This is a genomic window from Alteromonas sp. KUL106 (genome assembly GCF_009811415.1).
Lineage (GTDB): Bacteria > Pseudomonadota > Gammaproteobacteria > Enterobacterales > Alteromonadaceae > Alteromonas.
Genome location: NZ_BLIG01000024.1, coordinates 112,860 through 130,955, shown reverse-complemented (window position 1 = coordinate 130,955; position 18,096 = coordinate 112,860). Strand labels below are relative to the sequence as shown.

Annotated in this window: 10 protein-coding genes; 9 read left to right on the top strand and 1 reads right to left on the bottom strand. The window is 44.8% G+C overall.

What is annotated here, in order from left to right; all coding sequences use genetic code 11:
* Nucleotides 1-6: 6 nt before the first annotated feature.
* The 8 genes from GVO63_RS08600 to GVO63_RS08565 all read left to right on the top strand — a co-directional run bounded on the left by GVO63_RS08600 (nucleotide 7) and on the right by GVO63_RS08565 (nucleotide 14,975).
* Nucleotides 7-4,338 (top strand): alpha-1,6-glucosidase domain-containing protein, encoded by a 4,332-nt coding sequence (locus tag GVO63_RS08600; protein WP_159579142.1) that lies wholly within the window; start codon nucleotides 7-9, stop codon nucleotides 4,336-4,338.
* Between the two features lie 167 nt (nucleotides 4,339-4,505).
* Nucleotides 4,506-5,366, top strand: a complete 861-nt coding sequence (locus GVO63_RS08595) for a patatin family protein (protein ID WP_159579140.1) — start codon at nucleotides 4,506-4,508, stop codon at nucleotides 5,364-5,366.
* Nucleotides 5,367-6,071: 705 nt separating this feature from the next.
* On the top strand, nucleotides 6,072-6,581 hold the full coding sequence (locus GVO63_RS08590) for an RNA methyltransferase (protein WP_159492587.1): 510 nt from the start codon (nucleotides 6,072-6,074) through the stop codon (nucleotides 6,579-6,581).
* A 92-nt stretch (nucleotides 6,582-6,673) separates the two neighbouring features.
* A complete protein-coding gene (locus GVO63_RS08585) occupies nucleotides 6,674-7,582 on the top strand; it encodes a PEP-CTERM/exosortase system-associated acyltransferase (protein ID WP_236552096.1) in 909 nt (302 codons plus the stop codon).
* Between the two features lie 124 nt (nucleotides 7,583-7,706).
* Nucleotides 7,707-9,659 (top strand): alpha-amylase family protein, encoded by a 1,953-nt coding sequence (locus GVO63_RS08580; RefSeq protein WP_236552095.1) that lies wholly within the window; start codon nucleotides 7,707-7,709, stop codon nucleotides 9,657-9,659.
* Nucleotides 9,660-9,917: 258 nt separating this feature from the next.
* Nucleotides 9,918-11,762: a glycoside hydrolase family 13 protein gene (locus GVO63_RS08575; RefSeq protein ID WP_159579284.1), complete on the top strand. Its 1,845-nt coding sequence runs from the start codon at nucleotides 9,918-9,920 to the stop codon at nucleotides 11,760-11,762.
* A gap of 38 nt (nucleotides 11,763-11,800) precedes the next feature.
* Entirely contained in the window at nucleotides 11,801-13,282 is a 1,482-nt protein-coding gene (locus GVO63_RS08570) for an MFS transporter (RefSeq protein ID WP_159579136.1), read from the top strand.
* Nucleotide 13,283: 1 nt separating this feature from the next.
* Nucleotides 13,284-14,975: an alpha-amylase family glycosyl hydrolase gene (locus tag GVO63_RS08565; RefSeq protein WP_159579134.1), complete on the top strand. Its 1,692-nt coding sequence runs from the start codon at nucleotides 13,284-13,286 to the stop codon at nucleotides 14,973-14,975.
* A gap of 105 nt (nucleotides 14,976-15,080) precedes the next feature.
* Here the strand turns inward: GVO63_RS08565 and GVO63_RS08560 are convergent, their stop codons facing one another.
* A complete protein-coding gene (locus tag GVO63_RS08560) occupies nucleotides 15,081-16,103 on the bottom strand; it encodes a LacI family DNA-binding transcriptional regulator (RefSeq protein ID WP_159579132.1) in 1,023 nt (340 codons plus the stop codon).
* A 294-nt stretch (nucleotides 16,104-16,397) separates the two neighbouring features.
* Here GVO63_RS08560 and glnS point away from each other — a divergent pair, with 294 nt between their 5' ends.
* Nucleotides 16,398-18,065 carry a glutamine--tRNA ligase gene (gene glnS, locus GVO63_RS08555; RefSeq protein ID WP_159492592.1) on the top strand — a complete coding sequence of 556 codons (1,668 nt, stop codon included), beginning with the start codon at nucleotides 16,398-16,400 and terminating at the stop codon, nucleotides 18,063-18,065.
* Nucleotides 18,066-18,096 lie beyond the last annotated feature (31 nt).

Below are 18,096 nucleotides of genomic sequence, written 5' to 3'. Positions count from 1 at the left end.
AATTCTATGTTTACTAAAAAAAGAGTAGTGCGCGCCGCGTTACTCCTAGTAGGCGCTTATACACTTGCTGGTTGTGGAGGCTCGGAGGTTGAGCCTGGCACAAATGACTTGTTGACCTGCGAGGTGCCTAATGTACCTAACGCAGCAGGTACAGCTTGTGAACCACCACCACCCATTCAATGCGATGCGCCGCTTGTCCCTAATGAAGCAAACGACGCATGTGAGGCTGGTGCAAACCCTAACTTACCTGCTCCAGTATTCACCCCCTCAGCTAATCAAGCTGTGTTGTACTATAACCGTGCGGCAGTGGACGCGGATAATTCAAGCAACGATGCGGCTTATGAAGGCTGGAGACTACATACTTGGAACAATGATGCATGTGATGCTTATGCCGATGCAGACACGGATTGGGCAAACGGGCGTATTCACAGCGGCATCGATCCAAACTACGGTGCATATTGGATTTTAGAGCTCAAAGAAGGGTACGGTAGCTGTCATAACTTTATCATTCACAAAGGCACCGATGACGCCGGTAAAGAAATGGGGGGCGGTGATTTCAAAGGTTCGCTAGTACAAGACGATGAAACCTTTGTACGCATGAACTTTACCCTTTCTGGTGAGCCAACAATATTTGAGTTCCCCATAATGTCGCTTGGTCCTCAGCCTGTGGATATAGAGGGCTTTGGTGCACATTGGTTAGACGCCAACACCATTTTATGGGACGTACCTGAAACGGTTTCAGAGGTAAAGCTTCACTATTCAGCGGCTGCTGATTTAGAGAGCACACTCGATGAGGGGATTAACGGTACTCAAGTAACTTTAATGAGTACAACGCTTACCGAGGAGCAATCTACCCGCGCGCCGCATTTGTCTTCTATGCAAGCATGGGAAGGTGACTGGTCGGTAGAAGATGCCAAAACGGTATTGACGACACAAGCGGTTGTTGGCGGATATGATGCTGACGGGACGCTTGTAGCAGCAACAGGTATCCAATTAGCAAATGCTATTGATGCCCTGTACACCTTGGGGGAAGACGATGCTGACGAAGCTCAACTTGGCGGAATCTACACTGACGCAGGTATAACTGCTGCACTGTGGGCACCTACTGCTTCAAATGTTGACCTTTTACTTTATAACGACAACAAGACATTAAACCAACGTATTGAAATGGTTCGTGACGATACCTCAGGTGTGTGGCGCCATGAAGGTGATATGTCGCTTGACCGTCAGCTTTACCGTTATGAAGTCACTGTTTATCACCCGATAACGGGCAAAGTAGAGACACTGCTTGTAACAGACCCATATTCTGTATCACTAAGCACAAACGGCCGTTTCTCGCGCTTTGTAAATCTAGCGGATGATGATTTAAAACCTGAAGGGTGGGATTCTCACACCATCCCTACGGTTGAAAATTACGAAGACGCAGTTATTTACGAAGGTCACATTCGTGATTTCAGTGTGCGTGATATGTCGACTTCTGAAGAAAATCGAGGTAAATACCTTGCCTTCACGGAAGACGGTACAGCGCCGGTCGAACACCTTAAAAAGCTAATTGAGGCGGGGCTTACTTACTTTCATATCCTTCCAGCGAATGACATCGCAACCATTGACGAAGACCCAACTAAAACTGTTGATTTGTACGATACGGTAGGCAAATTGTGTCGCTTAAACAGCAGTGCAGCCGTGTGTGAAGAAGAAAGCCCAAACGCACTGCTAATCGATGTTTACAATTCTTATGATCCACTCTCTGAAGCGGGCAAGGCACAACAGCTTACGAATGATTTGCGGAATCTAGATACGTTTAACTGGGGATATGACCCTCATCACTTCAACGCGCCGGAGGGTAGTTACGCGTCAAGTGCAGAAGGTGTTGAACGCATAGTAGAAATGCGCGCAATGATTCAGGCTCTTCACGAGATGGGACTTCGTGTTGCATTAGACGTTGTATACAACCATACCAATGCATCGGGTGTTTTCAGCAAGTCAGTTTTAGACAAAGCGGTACCGGGCTACTACCACCGTTACGAAGTGGATACGGGGGCGATTGTTCGTGAAACATGCTGTGATGACACCGAACCTCGTAATGTCATGATGGAAAAATTCATGAAAGACTCACTGCTTATGTGGACTGAACACTATAAGTATGACTCTTTCCGTTTTGATATTATGAGCCAAGCCACAAAAGACACCATGGTGCGCTTGCGTGATGCTGTTCATTCTATTGACGAAGATAATTACTTTTATGGAGAAGGTTGGACCAAAATAGACCGTGGTTACGAGCAGGCAAGCCAGCTCAATATGGCCGGTACACAGATTGGTACCTATAACGACCGTATTCGTGAAGCCATTCGTCAAGGCGCTATTTTCAGACCAGAGGATGAAGGGTTATTAAGCGCACAAGACCGCGTGAAAATGGGCATGATAGGCACATTGAAAGACTATGTATTAGAAACGTCTTCAGGCAGTGCTGGTGCAACAAGTAATTTGGGTGGCTATGCTGAAGATCCAGCAGATATCATTAACTACGTGTCAAAGCATGATAATGAAACACTATGGGATCAGTTAAACTACACGCTCCCACAAGATATCACGCTCGCTGAACGGGTACGTGCACAAAACGTAGCTATGGGTATCAACCTTGTATCTCAAGGCATTCCATTCCTGCAAATGGGTGGCGACATGCTTCGTTCCAAATCAATGGATAGAAACACTTATGATGCAGGAGATTGGTTTAACTATGTGGATTTCACTTATGAGACCAACAACTGGAATGTAGGCTTACCGCTAGCACAGGACAATGAAGCCCGCTGGGAAGAAATGGGTGAGTTTATTTATAGTCCGAACCGCGCTGCGTCGATGGCCGATATTATATTCGCTTCCGACGTGTTTGCAGAGTTGCTAAACATTCGTATGACAAGCCCATTGTTTAGATTGACCACCGCTGAAGACATTATCGATCGTATTGGTTTTCACAATATCGGTGAGCGCCAGCAGCGTGGCCTCATCGCGATGAGCATTGATGACGGCATATCGGAAAACAGCGATGTGTCTCGTCAAGACCTAGACATGATGAATGATGCGATTATGGTGCTAGTGAATACGGGATATGAAGAGAAGTCTATCACCGTTAACACTGCAACGGGCTTTTCGCTCCATGCCACACAAATGAATTCCGTTGATGCCACGGTACGCGGCGCCACCTTTGTCGAGGGCGAAGACGGTAACGGTACCTTTACCGTTCCTGCGCTTACCATTGCCGTGTTTGTTAAACCACAATCTGGCGCCCAAGGTTATGGTCTTTCAGCGTTTGCTACGTCTGGTGCGCCTGACGTTGTCCCTTACGGTGACACCATTGCTTACCTTCGTGGAGACATGAATGGTTGGTCAACTAATGATGCGTTTACGTATCAAGGTGATGGTAAATACACGGTTACTGCTGTGCTAGAAGGCGGTGTAACCTACGGGTTTAAGTTCGCGTCTGAAGATTGGAGTACGGTAAACTTTGGTGCTGCAGATGGTGAAGACGGTACTGTAATGGCGGGTGAAGAAAAGGTACTTGCACGCACTAATACGAACTTGTCCTTTACACCTACCATCAGTGCGACATACCTGTTTACCGTCGATGCGACGGACAGTGAAGCACCAATTATTACTGTTGAAAATGAAGAGCCCTATGTTGGCACACCGGTGTATCTTCGTGGTGCAATGAACGGTTGGGGTACAGATGAGGAATTTACATATCAGGGTGGGCGGATATACACCTTCGCGCGTAATCTTGAGCCTGGCACTTACGAGTTTAAAGTGGCTTCTGAAGATTGGAGTACCGTGAACTTTGGTGCATTCTCAGCAGATGACGCCGACCGCAATCTAGCGCCGGGTCAAACCTTAGGGCTTGCTGCCACTAACGATAACCTTATCCTAAACATTGAAACCGCAGACCGATATGTTTTCGTCTTTAACGTGACTGATTTAGATGGACCGACTATTGGTGTATTTAAAGAAGCGTTTTGGGGTGATACGCAAGTTTACATCCGTGGTGGTATGAACGGCTGGGGAGCGGTAGATATGTTTGAATATCAAGGAGAAAGTGTTTACACCGCTGACATCGAGTTGAGTGCGGGTAGCATTGAATTTAAAGTTGCCTCGGAAGATTGGGCTACGGTCAATCTTGGCAACCCGAACGATGCTGCAAGTAATGTAGTAACACCGAGCGAGCCGAAAATATTAGGTGAGAGTAACAACAACCTTATGATTGAAATTGCTGAATCGGGGCTTTACGAGTTTATGGTATCGGGACCTGATGGTAATGCGCCTACATTAACGGTCACGAAAAAATAAGTGCGTCATAAGTATTAACGTCGATGTAAAAAGTCGAAGAAACCTTGAAAGCCGCGACGATGTTCGCGGTTTTTTTGTTTTTGGCATATCTCTTGATTATTTTTTAATATGAATCAAAATGAAGTGGTCATACCAGAGCGCTTAAATGAATTCAAAAGGAGAGGAAAATGAAAAGTGCACTTGTTGTAGAAGGTGGCGCAATGCGCGGAGTATTTGCAGCAGGCGTGCTAGACAAATTTATGGAGCATGATTTTCATTCGTTCGACTTCGCGATTGGGGTTTCAGCAGGAGCTACTAATCTTTCAACGTACGTGTCGAAAATGCATGGATTGAGTAAAACCATAATCACTCAATACGCAACGAAGCGAGAGTTCTTCAGTCCGCTTCGATTCATCAAGGGGGGCCATATGACCGATGTTCATTGGTTATGGCACCATTCAAAGCAGTCTATGAATATTCCTGCCCCCGGTGAGAAGAGTAGTATGCCGCTTTTTGTGGGGATCACAAATGCCGAGTCGGGAGAATGCGAATACATCCAGGCAACAAAAGACAATGTAGACGATTTAATGGTGGCTTCGTGTGCGCTGCCTACGGCCTATCGGGATGAGATTTCGATAAACGGTATACGGTATCTGGATGGGGGCGTTGCAGACGCGATACCTGCTATCCAAGCATATAGAATGGGCGCACGAGATATTACAGTGATTCTTTCACAGCCATTAGGCTTTACTAAGCCAGAGGTAAAGTCGGTGTGGCTCATGCAAAAAATGTATGGTAACCAACCAGCCCTTCTTGAAAAAATGCTCAAGCGAGCCGCTATTTACAATGAAACGCTCGATTTCCTTAATAATCCACCTGCAGATTGTATGATACGTGTGATAGCGCCAGATGAAGCATTTTGTGTTAAGCGGTTAACGATGGATAAGAAAAAGTTGTTAAAAGGGTATGCGCAGGGAAGACGTATGGCTAGACGTTATTTAAAAAGGGAAAACCCTGCCATCAATCTTGATACGCGGAAGTCTGCGTAAGAGCACCACATTAAAGTTTCACTATGCGTCGAGGCATATACGCCAGTGTATGCTTTTCGCAACAACTGCAGTGAGCGGTTAAGACATTATCGACATTTTTCTCTTGGGATCTGAGAATTTCCTATAATTCAGTTGTTTAAAGTGTTTCAAATCGGCTACATCCTGCTTTTTCATTCCCTTTATTTTTACCATTCTTTTTTAATTTTCATTTTTATAAAAATATTAATAATCACGCTATCGTTTGCTAGGTAAGAAAGTACCGACTATTACTCGATGGCATTTTTGATCTAACTAACTGAAATGCGGTTACTTTAAGCTGTTTTGAAAAATCCATCTGTAAACATTTCAAAGGTTGTGCAATATTTTCACGGTATTGGTCTGTATATTGCTGTGTTTAAAAAGATCTTAGTTATGATAAAAAATACACAAACGGCGAGCGGTATCTTCTTGGCAATACACTAGAAATGACGCCTCTCACAGAAAAATAATACTGAAAAAGCCGCATTATTTGACATTGATCAGGCCGAATTAGCGAAAAAGATAGACTCTGTCGATTTTAAAATAGCGTCATTCTGCGAATGATAAGATACGTCGACATATGTATATTAAATAATACTTAAGGCTACTTTTCGCTGCCGCGTATAGCCGCATTCGCTTGTTCGTGTCAGTATGCAAAAATTAATATAAAAACAATCTCGATAAAACGTGCAAATAGCAAAACAAAAAATATCAATCGGTTTAGTCAACCCAAAAAATCCCGTCAATGTTGCGTCTATATTGCGGGCGGCAGGTTGTTATGGCGTAGCCAGTGTTTTTTACACGGGTCAACGCTATCGATTCGCTAAAGATTTCAACGCAGACACGAAGGCGTTTCATAAGGTTATTCCCACAGTTGGTGTAGACAGCTTGAGGGAAGTGGTACCTGAGGGAGCATCTGTGGTTGCAGTAGAGTTGGTTGAAGGTGCGACACCACTACCTGCATTCGAGCACCCGGATAATGCGTTTTATATCCTAGGTCCAGAAGACGGAAGCGTCGGTGCAGATATTTTATCGTGGTGCGACAGCGTAGTATACGTGCCTACTTATTCATGTATGAATTTAGCGGCGACGGCTAATGTTTTGCTGTATGACCGCCTATCAAAGTCTGATTATAAAAGTGGGGATGCACTTATCAGACAAAGCAGAGATACCAATAATAAAGCGAAGATTAATTAGAAATCCAAATATATAAACCTAAGGCTGTTGCTGCGAACAGGAAGTTACCCACAAGCCGAATAATAAATTAAAATCAGGGGAGCTTTGCGTTAATGATGAGAACACTGAGCGCAGTCCGCGCGCTGAATGGCGCTGTGTCTAACAAGTTAAGTCAATTTCCGCGACAATGGCTAAAAGCATTTCCACGTCGATTGTCGCTTGAAGAAAGTATTTCTCACTTTTTCTTTAGCCGTTATGAACTCGTGATAGCTAACGAAGAAGACGAAAAACAAGTGAGTTACAAAACCCGCCACAAAGTGTATTGTGAGGAGATGAAGTTTGAGCAGAAAAACGCGTCCGCACTTGAAAAAGACAAGTACGATGACCGCGCCATCAATTGTTATATAAAACATCTTCCAACAGGGGAGTGTGCTGGAACTATTCGCTTGGTTTTACCTACTGAAGCAGGGTTGTCTCTACCTTTAGAAGAAAAATGCGCAGATGCGTTTGAAGATGAAAGCTTACTTCCTTCTAGCTGCAATCCTTCGAGCGTTTGTGAAATATCACGTTTAGCAATTCCCAGGGAATTCAGAGTTCGTCAGATGCGCTCAAAGATCCTCCCTTCTGATAAGCTTGAAAAGATTAAACAAAAAAAGAACACTCCGTTTAATATTGAGCACTTTCCCTATCTCTCGATAGCACTTTATTTGATGGCAACCAGTATCTGCCAACATTTGAATGTAAAACATGCATACGTGTTGATGGAACCTAAGCTTGCAAGAAGAATGAAGGCATTTGGTATTCATTTCAATCCTGTAGGCGAAGCGGTTGATTTTAACGGAAAACGCATGCCATATAGGTTATCACCACACGTTTTGATAGAAGACTTAGCCAAACCTCTTAAGGGATTTCATAAGAAGATCCACGCCGAGCTAGACGATGCGTTACAGGCTATTGGTGACATAGTCGTTCCTTCCTTCGACCCGTCACAGAAACCGCTAAAAGTCGCACAGGCTGCATAGCCCGCTTTTTGTCGTCAGAACAAGGGCCGCCGGATGAAGCGGCTTTTTCATTTTTGAATACGTATGCATGTTTTTTAACATACATTTAACGCGTATCCTATTGGCATCATTTACGTTTTTAAACATGAATACTATGCCAAATATAAAGTTAGGGTTTTGCCTCAAGCCTCTATCAGTTGCTATGCTTTCTTTAGGTTTGATGGCGTGCTCGGGGCCGACACCGTCAGTGAATAATCAGAAACTAGAGAATACAGGTCAGCAGTCATCAATATCTCGTCAAAGTGGTGACATATCACCAGCAATGGACGTAGACAAAAGACAGGGCAAGCCCGTCGTATATCAGGTGTTCACGAGACTTTTCGGTAACACGAATTCAAATAATCAGCCTTGGGGCACAATAGAGGAAAACGGCGTAGGGAAGTTCAGCGATTTTACGCCTGAAGCACTCAAGTACATAAAATCGTTGGGCACTAGCCATATTTGGTATACGGGTGTGCCGCATCATGCGGTTATTAACGACTACACTGGTTACGGCATATCAAACGACGATCCAGATGTGGTTAAAGGGCGAGCGGGCTCTCCCTATGCTGTGAAAGATTACTATAACGTTAATCCAGACCTGGCTGACGACCCTGCAAAGCGGCTTGAAGAGTTCGAGGCATTAATAGCCAGAACTCATGCTGCGGGAATGAAAGTGATTATCGACATCGTGCCTAATCATGTTGCCCGTGACTACCGTTCGCTTTCAGCGCCTGAAGGCGTCAGTGATTTTGGCGCGCAAGACGATACGTCTGTTGAATATGCCCGTGATAACAACTTTTACTATGTGGTAGGTGAGGGGTTTCAAGTACCCACGGACGATAACTATCAACCCTTAGGTGGCGAAGCTCACCCGTTAGCAGACGGCAAGTTTGATGAGTATCCAGCAAAATGGACGGGTAACGGTGCAAAAGCGGCGCAGCCAGATATAAACGATTGGTACGAAACCGTAAAAGTGAATTATGGCGTTAAACCCAATGGCACGTATGATTTCCCTGTTTTACCTGAAGCCTACAGTGAAAAATCTTTTGAAGAACATGCCGCTTTTTGGGAAGGCAAAGACCTTCCAGATTCGTGGTACAAGTTCAGAGACATCGTCCATTATTGGCTCGACAAAGGGGTTGATGGTTTTCGTTATGATATGGCCGAGATGGTCCCCGTTGAGTTTTGGTCGTTTCTTAACAGTAGTATTAAGCAAAAAACGCCCAATGCGTTCTTGCTAGCGGAAGTCTATCAGCCAGATAAATATCGCGCGTACATACACAAAGGTAAGATGGATTACCTGTACGACAAGGTAGGGTTTTACGATACGTTAAAAGCTATCGTGCAGGGTAAAGGGGAAGTTAGCGAATTGGTTGCGATCCATAACGACGTCAGTGATATCGCTCCGCATATGCTGCATTTTCTTGAGAACCACGATGAGCAACGTATCGCCAGCCCGGACTTCGCCGGTAACGCGCAAAAAGGCAAGCCCGCATTAGCAGTAAGTGCGCTTGTCAGCAGTTCGCCCACGCTGCTTTACTTTGGTCAAGATGTGGGTGAAGACGGTAGCGAAGAGGCGGGATTTGGCGATCCTACACGCACGTCAATTTTTGACTATGTCGGCGTTCCTGCCCATCAGCGTTTTATGAACGACGGCAAATTTGATGCAGGGAAATCTACCGATGAAGAAAAGGAACTTCATCAATTTTACAAAAACATAATGGCAATCGCAGCCACACATCCTGCTACTACAGGTGAATATAAAAGCCTTCATGCGCTTAATCTTGATATTGAAGGTTCAGTTTATTCTGAGAAACAGTTCGCTTTCGCACGAGTAAAAGGCGACCGCGGCTTTGTGGTCATTACCAACTTCAGTGATGCGTCTGTGAGCCCAATACAGTTAACCCTTCCTTCAGCGCTTTTACGCAACACTAGCGAGAACGTAACGTTAAATCCTTTGCTTTCCCATGAGAGCTTAGTGTTAGAAAAAGAGGGTATTAACTACAAAGCCTCATTGTCACTAGATGGACTTGAAACAAAGGTTTTTGCCTTTTAACTCATGTCTTGCATTCAAACCAGCGAGTTAACGCGAAACATCATGTTTTTTACATGGTGTTTCGTGAATACGTATGCATAGCATTGGTTAGATAGACTGAGCAAGGTAGTATCTCACTTCATCTTAATCTTTACGTATTTTTAACATGGGGTTGAAGTGCTTAAACGTAACAGTGTAATCAATGCCAGAAGTCGATTAAAACGACTCAAGCGGAAGCGCGTAACTCCGCTGCTTGTGAGCTTTCTCGTAACACTGCCAATGTTTTCAGTTCAGTCATCAGTATCCAACAGTATTGACGTTTATCCGCCAAATTGGTGGGTTGGTATGCAAGAAAGCGATGTTGAGCTAATGGTTCATGGCGATAATGTTGCCGATGATACCGTCTCCATAGTGAAAGGCGATATAGTAATAAAACATAGCCAAGCCCTTGATAGTGAGAACTATCTATTTGTAACAATCGATACATCACAGTCTAGTGCACAGGAAATAGTGATAAGACTTACTGACAGTGATGGAACGACCCGTGATTTTACTTATGCACTGAAGGACAGAGTACAAGGCGCTGCATCACGCGAAGGCTTTGGGCCTCACGATGCTATTTATCTTATTGCTCCTGACCGGTTTGCCAATGGTAACAAGGAAAATGATAACGTCGAAGGGTATGGCGACCCTGTTGATCGCTCACTTAAAGGTGGTCGTCACGGCGGCGATATTCAAGGTATTGTCGATAACCTAGACTACATTCGGGATATGGGCTTTACGCAAATTTGGACTATGCCCATGCTCGAAAATGCCATGGAGCAATATAGCTACCATGGTTATTCCACCACGGATTACTACAAAATAGACCCCAGATTTGGCAACAATGATGATTTTATTGCCTTAAGCGATGAAGCAAAATCCAAGGGTGTCGGTATTATAATGGATATGGTACTCAACCATATTGGCAGTAACCATTTATGGATGAAAGATACGCCTGCACACGACTGGATCAATAATAACGGAAAGTTTGTAGGAACGACCCACAGGCGTGAAGCGCTTCACGATCCCCATGCGATTGATAGCGATGTTAAAGGGTTTAGTGACGGATGGTTTGTTCCCACCATGCCTGATTTAAATCAACGCAATCCAAAACTGGCCAAATATCTTATTCAAAACGCGATCTGGTGGGTTGAAACAGCAAATCTAAGTGGCATTCGCGTCGATACCTATTCTTACCCCGATAAGGCGTTTTTGAGTCAATGGACAAACCGCATAATGGACGAATACCCAAATTTCAATATTGTAGGGGAAGAATGGTCGGTAAATCCTGCAATCACGGCATATTGGCAAGCAGGTAGCCACCGTCATGACGATTACGACAGCGCGTTACCTTCGGTGATGGACTTTCCATTGCAAGCGGCAGTGGTAAAAGCGTTGAACAGTGATGAAAGTTGGAATTCTGGTTTTATATCTATTTATGAAACCTTGGCTACAGACTTCTTGTATGGCGACCCTAAAAATCTAGTGATTTTTCCTGATAATCACGACATGAGCCGTATTTTTACTCAACTCGGTCACGATAAAGACAAGTGGAATATGGCAATGACCCTACTACTGACTACGCGCGGCATACCGCAAGTCTTTTACGGTACAGAAATATTGATGAGCAATAAAGGGAGTGATGACCACGGTATTATTCGCGCTGACTTTCCTGGCGGGTGGCCTGCAGATAGTGAGAAAAATGCATTGAATGGACAGGGTCTAACGCCTGATGAGCGCTGGGCACAGCAGCGCATTAAAGCGTTACTCCAATTGCGTCAATCGCACCCTTCACAGTTTAAAGGGCCGTTAAAGCATTATGCACCGGAAAGTGGGGTATATGCCTATATCCGTGAAACCGATAACAATGAAACAGGCACTATCGCAAAGGTAAATACCACGCAGTCTGATAAAATCATGGTTATCTTAAACAAAAAGGCTGTCGAACTGCATTTAAGCAAGTATGCAGAAGTATTGAGCACACATCAGACATTGACGAGACTGAGCGATGGTAAGTCTTTTAAGGCGACGGATACCTTGAGCTTACCCGCTATGTCGGCCAGTGTTTTCATCGTTCAATAAACGTATTAATAACAGTACAACAATAAATAGAGCAAAATATGCAAGCAACTCAACCACGCCTTTCTTTCTGGCAAATATGGAACGTCAGCTTCGGCTTTCTGGGTGTTCAATTTGGTTTTGCACTGCAAAACGCAAACGTAAGTCGTATCCTTTCAGACTTAGGCGCAGATCTTCATTCGCTATCTTTATTTTGGCTTGTAGCGCCAATCATGGGGTTAATCGTACAGCCAATTGTTGGTTCAGCATCTGATAGAACATGGAATCGATTGGGCCGCCGTCGTCCGTTCATTCTCGCCGGTGCGATTGCAGCGGTGATGGGCATGATTTTACTGCCCAATGCACCAATATTTGTTGCCTTCTTAGCTCCTATGCTCATGGGAGCGTTAATGGTTGCGCTGATGGACGCATCGTTTAACGTATGCTTCCAGCCATTTCGTTCATTGGTGTCCGACATGGTGCCGCCATCACAACGTAACGTTGGTTATTCTATTCAGTCGCTACTGATTAATATCGGTGCGGTGATTGGCTCTATTTTACCGTTTGTATTAACCAACGTTATCGGACTTGAAAATACGGCACAGATGGGCGAAGTTGCCCCTTCCGTTGTGTGGGCATTCTATATCGGCGCTACGGTGCTGTTAGGTACGGTGATTTGGACGGTGATTCGCACCAAAGAATATGCGCCGGAAGAATACAATCGCTATAAAGGACTTACCGACGAGGCGCCGACAACTGTCAACGCGCCTAAGGCGTCGCTAGTACAGCGCTTGAGCGATTTCTTCACATTAGTCAAAGATATGCCAAAGACGATGAAACAGCTGGCGGTTGTTCAGTTTTTTTCGTGGTTTGCGCTCTTTATCATGTGGGTGTACACCACGCCAGCGATTACCCAACACATTTGGAATGTTGACAAGCAATGGTTTGACCCAGCTTATATTGCTGCAGCGCCCATGGTGCCTGAAACCATAATTATGGCTAAAGGTGCCGCGGGTGACTGGGTAGGCATCTTATTCGCAGCATATTCAGTATTCGCCGCTATTTTCTCTATTTTTTTGGCAAAACTTGCTGATAAGTTTGGTCGCAAAACGGTTTACGCCTCATCGTTAGCGCTAGGAGGCTTAAGCTATGTAAGCTTCTTGTTATTCCAAGACCTAACAATGGTCAATGTGAACTTATTGATTACCGAAGTGACGGTTCCGTTGGGCGCGGTCAAGCTTCTTATACCCATGATTGGTGTTGGTATTGCGTGGGCAGCAATCCTTGCTATGCCCTACGCTATGTTAGCTGGCGCGTTGCCTGCGAATAAAACTGGCGTTTACATGGGAATTTTTAACTTCACCGTTGCTGCGCCACAAATTGTGTCTGGCCTAACTGCGGGTTGGATTTTAAGTAGCGTTTTCGATAACGACGCAAAGTACATCATTGTCGTTGCTGGTGTTTCTATGTTAATTGGTGCAGCGTCGGTGTTCTTCGTTAAAGAAACAGAGAAACAAGAACTTGACGTTGCAGAGGGAGCTTAATATGCCATTTAATCGTACGGTTGTTGCTTTAAGTTTGGCTGGTGTGTTTTGCGCGGCCTGCACCAATACTTCCCCCAATAGCGATAAATATTTAAACAACGACGCGCTTGTAGGTACAAGCATTCCCTTTGCCAGCGAAGCGGTTTATTTCGTTGTTACCGATAGGTTTGTTGACGGTGACCCAACAAATAATCACGAAGATCAGGGGGGTGATCATCCCACTTGGCAATTGCCCCTAGAGGGACCCGAGGGTAAAAAGGCCTATGTGGGTTACATGGGCGGTGATTTGCAGGGGATCTTAAATAATGCAGATTACATCAAAGACATGGGCTTCACTGCGGTATGGATGACGCCAGTTCACGATAACCCTGACTATGCGTTTAATGGCGATGAACCCATTACTTATGGCGGCGCATTTAAAGACGGCGGTAAAACGGGATATCACGGTTACTGGGCTACAAACTTCTATCAGGCTGACGAGCATTTGGTTAGCGACAATTTAAGCGTGAGTGACTACACCGCAAAAATGCGTAAACACGGCCTAAAATCTGTATTTGATATAGTGGCAAATCACGGTACACCAAGCTTCACCATGGAAAAGGACTTACCGGGTTATGGTGAAATATATGATAAAGAGGGGAACCTTGTTGCTGATCATCAAAACCTTGCGCCTGAAGATTTAGATCCAAAAAATAATCCTCTTCATCGCTTTTTCCACAACTATCCGGACTTGGTCAAGCTTTCTAATCTCGATGATGAGAATCCAGCCGTACGCGATTATCTCATCAACAGTTACTTGTACTGGATTTCTCAGGGTGCTGATGCGTTCAGAATAGATACAATCAGGCATGTACCTCATGCATTTTGGCGTGAAGCGTCTGATCGAATACGCGAGCAAAACCCCGACTTTTTTATGTTTGGCGAGGCCTTTGACTACCAAGCGAACAATATTGCACAGCATACGTTACCTAAAAACGGGGGCGTTAGCGTATTAGATTTTCCTATGCAAAAAGCCATGATAAGCGTTTTTGAAAAGCCGCTAGAGAGTGACTTTGCTGACCTAGAGAATGTGCTTTATCTAACGCATGGCCCTTATAATAATCCGTATGAATTAACCACGTTCTATGATAACCATGATATGGCGCGAATTAATGCCACTGACAATGGCTTTATTAACGCGCACAACTGGCTGTTTACCGTAAGAGGGATTCCGGTTGTCTATATGGGGTCTGAAATTGGCTTTATGCGCGGCACGGCAGAGCATGCAGGTAATCGTAACTACTTAGGTCAAAAACGCTTAGACCAAGCGAAAACTCATCCTATTCAGCAAGCGCTAACAAACATTGCTAATGTGCGTAAAACTACAGTAGCGTTACAGCGCGGTGTTCAAGTGAATCTTGAGCTTAATGGTCATCGTGCGGCGTTTTATCGGGTTGTTGATACCGATGGCGCAGCGCAGACTGCACTTGTATTACTTAACAAGGGTGAGTCGGCGGAATCATTTGTGATTAACGACTTCATGCAATCGGGCGAATGGGTAGAGCAATTGTCTGGTCAATCGAAAACGGTAGACCAAGACGATGCGTTAACCACAACCGTTGAGCCAAATGGTGTTCAGGTATGGGTACGAGAAGGAAAAGTTACCAGTCGAGCGTTACGTGACCAAATTAAGTACCAGTTGGCTCGTCAATAAGACAGAATAAAGCTTATACAGTACAAAAAAAGCCCCGGTTGCTTATCACCCGGGGCTTTTTATTGAAGGTAATTATAACGGTTTAGGCATACTTTCTGTAGACGCCTATTCGCTTCCACAAGATTGACGAATAATGATATCTGCGGGCATCAGATAATCCTGAACTTCTTCGTTATTTATGGCTTTTAATAAGGTGTTCACCAGCAACTCACCGGCTAGTTTGGTATTTTGCTGAACAGTCGTAAGCGAAGGTGTGGTGTAGGCAGACACAGCAATGTTGTCGTAACCGACAACAGCAACGTCTTCAGGTACATTTATGTTTGCCTGTCGCAACGCTCGCAGTACACCCATTGCGATAAGGTCCGAAGCACAGACGATCGCTTGAGGTAGCTCACCGCTTTGCAGCAAAGACTTAATCGCTTCAGAGCCCGCATCCTCGGTAGATATAGCGTTGCGCTGCACACTTGCGTGAGCAAGACCATGAGCTTGAAGTGTCTCAAAATAGCCATTGAAGCGCGCTTTAAATTCCGGCGCGTGGTCGCCGTTGTCACCGATGAAGGCAAACGACGTTTTGCCCAAGCCTATTAAATGTGAGGTAATACTTTGACCACCTTGATAATTGTCACAGCCTATACTTACACCCGGGTGAGCTTCATCTGCGGCTCCCCAACGCACAAAGTGGGTGCCCTGTGATTCTAGCTGAGCCACTTTAGTTTGATAATCTGTGTAATCACCGTAACCCAGTAATATTATACCGTCGGCTTTATTTGAATCTTCGTATTCTGCGTGCCAATCGTCGTCTAAATTTTGAAACGATACGAGAAGATCATAGTTTGCTTGCGCGCATGCTCGAGTAATACTACCCAGCATCGCCAAGAAAAACGGATTAATCATCGAATCATCAGAGGTTGGATCTTCAAACAAGAGTAGGGCAATTGTGCTGCTCTTTTGCTTCCTCAAATTACTCGCGTTCTTATCGACTTTATAATTGAGTTCCCGAGCAATACGCTGAACGCGGTCGCGTGTTTCTTGATTCACTAACGGGCTGTTATTTAGCGCGCGCGAGACGGTTGACTGCGAAACCCCTGCCAAGTGGGCAATATCAAAAGAGGTTGCTTTTTCTTTCATAAACACCATGTTTTGCTGTTACGACATTGTTGTCGCAAAATTAGGTTAACATATTTTTCAACTTTCGCGTGCTTTTTGCGACGCTGGCGCGTAAATGCAAGCAAAGTTAATAAAACGTCTGTCAAAAGACAATGACATTGACGTCACTAAACGTATATACAGCGCTTTGTTTACAGAACGCTGCTTATTCAACCACTTGTTAGCCTTCTTTGAATAAAACATGGTTGAAGTAATTGCGAGAGTGTTATACTCAGCGAGATTTTGAAACATTATGTGCATAAGGGGAACAAGCGAATGGCCGAGACTGAACACCGTCCGACCAATTTTATCCGTCAGATTATTGATAAAGACCTGACTAATGGTCTACACGACGCTATTAAAACTCGGTTTCCACCAGAGCCGAACGGCTTCTTACATATCGGCCACGCCAAGTCTATTTGCTTGAACTTTGGCATTGCGCAAGACTACTCTGGTACGTGCAATCTTCGTTTTGACGATACTAACCCTGCAAAGGAAGACATTACCTTCGTTAATTCGATTAAAGAAGACGTGCAATGGCTTGGTTTTACATGGAATGGTGAAGCACGCTACTCATCGAATTATTTTGATCAGCTACATGCTTATGCGGTTGAACTTATCGAGAAAGGCTTAGCTTACGTAGATTTTTCCACGCAAGATGTGATGCGCGAAATGCGTGGCACGCTCAAAGAGCCTGGTCAAAATAGCCCTTATCGCGATACAGACGTTGAAACAAACCTTAGTGAGTTCGCCAAAATGACCGCTGGCGAATATAAGGAAGGTGAGTGTAGTCTTCGTGCAAAGATTGACATGACGTCGCCATTTATGTGTATGCGTGACCCAGTAATCTATCGTGTTAAGCATGCTCACCACCACCAAACGGGTGATAAATGGTGTGTTTACCCGATGTACGATTTTACTCACTGTATTTCTGACGCGATTGAGGGAATAACCCATTCGCTGTGTACACTTGAGTTTCAGGATAACCGTCGTTTATACGACTGGGTTATTGAAAACATCTCTATCGACTGTACACCGCGTCAGTATGAGTTTTCTCGTCTTAACTTAGAATATACCGTGTTGAGTAAACGTCGCCTTATTCAACTGGTTGAAGAAAATCATGTAAGCGGTTGGGATGACCCGCGCATGCCAACCATAGCGGGCTTACGCCGCCGTGGGTACACACCTAGCTCTATCGTAGAGTTTTGTAAGCGAATTGGTGTGACTAAGATGGACAACATGGTTGAAATGTCCATGCTTGAAGCGTGTATTCGTGACGACCTCAACACCAATGCGCCGCGTGCAATGGCCGTGCTAGATCCCATAAAGCTGGTAATCGAAAATTATGACGAAGGGCAGACTGAGACACTGGTAGCGCCTAATCATCCTAACGATGAAAGTATGGGTACGCGTAACATCGGCTTTAGTCGCGAAGTGTATATTGAGGCAGAAGACTTCCGAGAATCGGCGAATAAAAAGTTTAAACGCTTGGTGCTCGATAAAGAAGTACGTCTTCGCAACGCCTACGTGGTAAAAGCTAATCGCGTTGAGAAAGATGAAAACGGCAATGTAAAAACTGTTTACTGTACTTATGACCCCGAGACATTAGGCAAAGATCCCGCTGATGGTCGCAAGGTCAAAGGTGTTATTCATTGGGTGGATGCGGCTACAGCGCAGGCGGCGGAGTTTAGATTATATGACCGTTTGTTTAACGTGCCTAATCCTGCTGCGGAAGAAAATTTCACCGATGCGATTAATCCTGACTCACTGGAAATCAAACAAGGTTGGGTTGAAGCTGGCTTAGCGAACAATATTCCTGAAGTTGGCGCATGGCAGTTTGAACGCACGGGTTACTTCTGTGTCGACAACGACAGCACAGAAGACAGGCCTGTTTTCAACCGAACGGTTGGCCTGAGAGATACATGGGCAAAAATGGGCGAGTAGGCACAGGCCTTTAGGCGACCTGACATGCAAA

Coding starts and splice junctions, on each gene's coding strand:
- GVO63_RS08600 (WP_159579142.1), top strand. CDS start 7: ATGTTTACTAAAAAAAGAGTAGTGCGCGCCGCGTTACTCCTAGTAGGC.
- GVO63_RS08595 (WP_159579140.1), top strand. CDS start 4,506: ATGAAAAGTGCACTTGTTGTAGAAGGTGGCGCAATGCGCGGAGTATTT.
- GVO63_RS08585 (WP_236552096.1), top strand. CDS start 6,674: ATGATGAGAACACTGAGCGCAGTCCGCGCGCTGAATGGCGCTGTGTCT.
- GVO63_RS08580 (WP_236552095.1), top strand. CDS start 7,707: ATGAATACTATGCCAAATATAAAGTTAGGGTTTTGCCTCAAGCCTCTA.
- GVO63_RS08575 (WP_159579284.1), top strand. CDS start 9,918: ATGTTTTCAGTTCAGTCATCAGTATCCAACAGTATTGACGTTTATCCG.
- GVO63_RS08570 (WP_159579136.1), top strand. CDS start 11,801: ATGCAAGCAACTCAACCACGCCTTTCTTTCTGGCAAATATGGAACGTC.
- GVO63_RS08565 (WP_159579134.1), top strand. CDS start 13,284: ATGCCATTTAATCGTACGGTTGTTGCTTTAAGTTTGGCTGGTGTGTTT.
- GVO63_RS08560 (WP_159579132.1), bottom strand. CDS start 16,103: ATGAAAGAAAAAGCAACCTCTTTTGATATTGCCCACTTGGCAGGGGTT.
- glnS (WP_159492592.1), top strand. CDS start 16,398: ATGGCCGAGACTGAACACCGTCCGACCAATTTTATCCGTCAGATTATT.